This is a genomic window from Arthrobacter sp. STN4 (genome assembly GCF_024539665.1).
Taxonomy (GTDB): Bacteria; Actinomycetota; Actinomycetes; order Actinomycetales; family Micrococcaceae; genus Specibacter.
The window spans coordinates 1-5668 of the sequence record NZ_JAKZGX010000056.1 but is presented as its reverse complement, the minus strand read 5'-3'; the positions used below and the strand labels follow the sequence as shown (position 1 = coordinate 5668).

The 5668-nt window shown below is 55.8% G+C and carries 3 rRNA genes; all 3 read right to left on the bottom strand.

Features of this window, described 5'->3' with window-relative positions:
- Positions 1 to 29: 29 nt before the first annotated feature.
- The 3 genes from rrf to MMF96_RS19175 all read right to left on the bottom strand — a co-directional run bounded on the left by rrf (position 30) and on the right by MMF96_RS19175 (position 5486).
- A 5S ribosomal RNA gene (gene rrf / locus MMF96_RS19185) occupies positions 30 to 146 on the bottom strand.
- Positions 147 to 361: 215 nt separating this feature from the next.
- Positions 362 to 3516 (bottom strand): 23S ribosomal RNA (locus MMF96_RS19180).
- Between the two features lie 433 nt (positions 3517 to 3949).
- Positions 3950 to 5486, bottom strand: a 16S ribosomal RNA gene (locus MMF96_RS19175).
- Together the 16S, 23S and 5S rRNA genes form the textbook arrangement of a ribosomal RNA operon.
- Positions 5487 to 5668 lie beyond the last annotated feature (182 nt).

Genomic DNA, 5668 nt, shown 5'->3' with positions numbered 1-5668 from the left:
GGTGTGTTGGGGCCTCTACCCTTGGTGTTGTCCGGCGGTGTCCTACTCTCCCACATCCTCACGAATGCAGTACCATCGGCGCTGTGGGTCTTAGCTTCCGGGTTCGGAATGGGACCGGGCGTTTCCCCCACGCTATGACCACCGTAACTTTTCCTCCGCACCCCTTGCCGTGGCCCGCCCTGGCGGGGGGTGGTTTGGGGGGGAATCCTGGTTGGTGTCCTGTTGATGGACAACAGTATTTTATTATACACACACCCCCGCAGGGGTGGGTGGTGGTTTTTCCCGTGGGCAACAAGGACCCGGCCGGGTTTGTTGTTGGGGAACCATATAGTGAACGCGAGCAGGTGTGGTGTTGGTTGGTGTTATCAAGTTATCGGCCTATTAGTACCGGTCAGCTTCACGAGTCTTTGGTCCTCGCTTCCACGTCCGGCCTATCAACCCAGTGGTCTGCTGGGGGCCTCCCACACCCTAGGGGTGTATGGAAATCTCATCTTGAAGCGGGCTTCCCGCTTAGATGCTTTCAGCGGTTATCCCATCCGAACGTAGCCAATCAGCGATGCACTTGGCAGTACAACTGACACACCAGAGGTTCGTCCGTCCCGGTCCTCTCGTACTAAGGACAGCCCTTCTCAAATTTCCTGCGCGCGCAGCGGATAGGGACCGAACTGTCTCACGACGTTCTAAACCCAGCTCGCGTACCGCTTTAATGGGCGAACAGCCCAACCCTTGGGACCTACTCCAGCCCCAGGATGCGACGAGCCGACATCGAGGTGCCAAACCATGCCGTCGATATGGACTCTTGGGCAAGATCAGCCTGTTATCCCCGAGGTACCTTTTATCCGTTGAGCGACGGCCATTCCACAATGTGCCGCCGGATCACTAGTCCCGACTTTCGTCCCTGCTCGACATGTCTGTCTCACAGTCAAGCTCCCTTGTGCACTTACACTCGATACCTGATTGCCAACCAGGCTGAGGGAACCTTTGGGCGCCTCCGTTACTCTTTAGGAGGCAACCGCCCCAGTTAAACTACCCATCAGGCACTGTCCCTGACCCGGATTACGGGCCGAAGTTAGATGTCCAAAGTGACCAGAGTGGTATTTCAACGATGACTCCACCCCCACTGGCGTGAAGGTTTCACAGTCTCCCACCTATCCTACACAAGCCACTCCGAACACCAATACCAAACTATAGTAAAGGTCTCGGGGTCTTTCCGTCCTGCTGCGCGTAACGAGCATCTTTACTCGTACTGCAATTTCGCCGAGTTTATGGTTGAGACAGCGGGGAAGTCGTTACTCCATTCGTGCAGGTCGGAACTTACCCGACAAGGAATTTCGCTACCTTAGGATGGTTATAGTTACCACCGCCGTTTACTGGGGCTTAAATTCTCAGCTTCGCCACACAAGTGCAGCTAACCGGTCCTCTTAACCTTCCAGCACCGGGCAGGAGTCAGTCCGTATACATCGTCTTGCGACTTCGCACGGACCTGTGTTTTTAGTAAACAGTCGCTTCCCCCTGGTCTCTGCGGCCCACACCCGCTCACGCCAGCAAGTGGCGGTCACGGGGCAGGCCCCCCTTCTCCCGAAGTTACGGGGGCATTTTGCCGAGTTCCTTAACCATAATTCTCTCGATCGCCTTGGTATTCTCTACCTGATCACCTGTGTCGGTTTGGGGTACGGGCGGCCCGGACCTCGCGTCGATGCTTTTCTAGGCAGCATAGGATCACCAAATTCCCCCCTACGGGGGTCCCATCAGATCTCAGGCACGTCATCAAAGACACAGCGACGGATTTGCCTATCGCTGACCCTACATCCTTAGACCGGGACAACCATCGCCCGGCTTGGCTACCTTCCTGCGTCACACCTGTTAATACGCTTGCCTCCCCGGTTCAGTTCCCACGCGCCCCGCACAGCCTGGTCCCGAAGGACACGCACTGACGGTTTGGGCGGTTAGTATCACCGGTTCAACAGGGACGGTCCTTCACCGGTACGGGAATATCAACCCGTTGTCCATCGACTACGCCTGTCGGCCTCGCCTTAGGTCCCGACTTACCCAGGGCAGATTAGCTTGACCCTGGAACCCTTGATCATTCGGCGGACGGGTTTCCCACCCGTCTTTCGCTACTCATGCCTGCATTCTCACTCGTGCAGCCTCCACGGCTAGTTCACACTGCCGCTTCCATGGCTGCACGACGCTCCCCTACCACTCCAAACCCCTGAACAAGGCAGGACGAACCCGCCCGCTAGGGACATGTTTGAAATCCACAACTTCGGCGGTGTACTTGAGCCCCGCTACATTGTCGGCGCGGAATCACTTGACCAGTGAGCTATTACGCACTCTTTTAAGGATGGCTGCTTCTAAGCCAACCTCCTGGTTGTCTAAGCAATCCCACATCCTTTCCCACTTAGCACACGCTTAGGGGCCTTAGTTGGTGGTCTGGGCTGTTTCCCTCTCGACTATGAAGCTTATCCCCCACAGTCTCACTGCCACGCTCTCACTTGCCGGCATTCGGAGTTTGGCTGACGTCAGTAACCTTGTAGGGCCCATTAGCCATCCAGTAGCTCTACCTCCAGCAAGAAACACGCAACGCTGCACCTAAATGCATTTCGGGGAGAACCAGCTATCACGAAGTTTGATTGGCCTTTCACCCCTACCCACAGCTCATCCCCTCCATTTTCAACTGAAGTGGGTTCGGTCCTCCACGCGCTCTTACACACGCTTCAACCTGGCCATGGGTAGATCACTTCGCTTCGGGTCTAGATCACGCCACTGCAACGCCCTATTCAGACTCGCTTTCGCTACGGCTTCCCCACACGGGTTAACCTCGCGACGTAACACTAACTCGCAGGCTCATTCTTCAAAAGGCACGCCATCACCACAACAAGGCGGCTCTGACGGATTGTAAGCACACGGTTTCAGGTACTATTTCACTCCCCTCCCGGGGTACTTTTCACCTTTCCCTCACGGTACTTGTCCGCTATCGGTCATTAGGTAGTATTTAGGCTTATCAGGTGGTCCTGACAGATTCACACGGGATTTCTCGGGCCCCGTGCTACTTGGGAACATCACCCAGGCGCGCACCATGCATTTCGGTTACGGGACTCTCACCCTCTACGGCAGGCCATTCAAAACCCTTCACCTATACACGCACAACACCCTCCAGGCCGGCAGACCCGGAACGGCAACACCCCACAACCCCGACCATGCAACGCCCGCCGGCTATCACACATGGCACGGTTTAGCCTGATCCGCGTTCGCTCGCCACTACTAACGGAATCACTCTTGTTTTCTCTTCCTGTGGGTACTGAGATGTTTCACTTCCCCACGTTCCCCCCACACACCCTATATATTCAGGTGCGGGTCACCACCTCGCCTCACGACGGGTAGCGGGGTTTCCCCATTCGGACACCCTCGGATCAAAGTTCGGTTATCAACTCCCCGAGGCTTATCGCAGATTCCTACGTCCTTCTTCGGCTCCTAATGCCAAGGCATCCACCGTGTGCCCTTAAAAACTTGACCACAAAAACAGGTCAACAACACACAAAAACCCTTCACAAACAACAAAATTGCTTCAAAAGATGCTCGCGTTCACTATATAGTTCTCAAACAACAACCCCAACACACGCCACCACACCCAAACAACCAGGTGCGCCAGCCACGCGCAGGAAAAACCAGGACCCAACAACACACAAGCGTTGTTGCTCCAGGACCCAACAGTGTGCCAAACACCACCCACCAAAACACAGCAATCCATTCATGACGCTTTCCCCGCAACCACACAATGGCCACCGTACTCACATCGAACCGCCCCGTGCCGGCAGGCACCTGCTTCATTGAAGTTCCACCCTTGAGCAACCCGCCGGGAAACAACCGTTCCCGCTGCAGGCCCTTGCTTCCGCACACCACCAAAACAACCCATGCAGGCCGCCCCGTGGTGCTTGGTGCTCCTTAGAAAGGAGGTGATCCAGCCGCACCTTCCGGTACGGCTACCTTGTTACGACTTAGTCCCAATCGCCAGTCCCACCTTCGACCACTCCCTCCCCTAACGGGGTTGGGCCATGGGCTTCGGGTGTTACCAACTTTCGTGACTTGACGGGCGGTGTGTACAAGGCCCGGGAACGTATTCACCGCAGCGTTGCTGATCTGCGATTACTAGCGACTCCGACTTCATGGGGTCGAGTTGCAGACCCCAATCCGAACTGAGACCGGCTTTTTGGGATTAGCTCCACCTCACAGTATCGCAACCCATTGTACCGGCCATTGTAGCATGCGTGAAGCCCAAGACATAAGGGGCATGATGATTTGACGTCGTCCCCACCTTCCTCCGAGTTGACCCCGGCAGTCTCCCATGAGTCCCCGGCATAACCCGCTGGCAACATAGAACGAGGGTTGCGCTCGTTGCGGGACTTAACCCAACATCTCACGACACGAGCTGACGACAACCATGCACCACCTGTAAACCGGCCGCAAGCGGGGCACCCGTTTCCGGGCGTTTCCAGTTCATGTCAAGCCTTGGTAAGGTTCTTCGCGTTGCATCGAATTAATCCGCATGCTCCGCCGCTTGTGCGGGCCCCCGTCAATTCCTTTGAGTTTTAGCCTTGCGGCCGTACTCCCCAGGCGGGGCACTTAATGCGTTAGCTACGGCGCGGAAAACGTGGAATGTCCCCCACACCTAGTGCCCAACGTTTACGGCATGGACTACCAGGGTATCTAATCCTGTTCGCTCCCCATGCTTTCGCTCCTCAGCGTCAGTTAATGCCCAGAGACCTGCCTTCGCCATCGGTGTTCCTCCTGATATCTGCGCATTTCACCGCTACACCAGGAATTCCAGTCTCCCCTACATCACTCTAGTCTGCCCGTACCCACCGCAGATCCGGGGTTGAGCCCCGGACTTTCACGGCAGACGCGACAAACCGCCTACGAGCTCTTTACGCCCAATAATTCCGGATAACGCTTGCGCCCTACGTATTACCGCGGCTGCTGGCACGTAGTTAGCCGGCGCTTCTTCTGCAAGTACCCTCAACCACACAACGTGCAGCCTTGTTCCCTACTGAAAGAGGTTTACAACCCGAAGGCCGTCATCCCTCACGCGGCGTCGCTGCATCAGGCTTGCGCCCATTGTGCAATATTCCCCACTGCTGCCTCCCGTAGGAGTCTGGGCCGTGTCTCAGTCCCAGTGTGGCCGGTCACCCTCTCAGGCCGGCTACCCGTCGTCGCCTTGGTAGGCCATTACCCCACCAACAAGCTGATAGGCCGCGAGTCCATCCAAGACCAATAAATCTTTCAACCCCCCACCATGCGGCAGAAAGTCACTATCCAGTATTAGACCCAGTTTCCCAGGCTTATCCCAGAGTCAAGGGCAGGTTACTCACGTGTTACTCACCCGTTCGCCACTAATCCCCCCAGCAAGCTGGGGACCATCGTTCGACTTGCATGTGTTAAGCACGCCGCCAGCGTTCATCCTGAGCCAGGATCAAACTCTCCGTTAAAACCTAAACAGACACGCACAAACCCACCGGAAAAAGATGAAGAATGCACGCACAAAATTCGAAACCAGCTAAACGATCAGCCACCCACACAGGGGCGCAGGCAGCCAACCAAATAACCAATCAAAAAACAATCGGCATCAATAAAACTTGGCACACTATTGAGTTCTCAAACAACAACCACA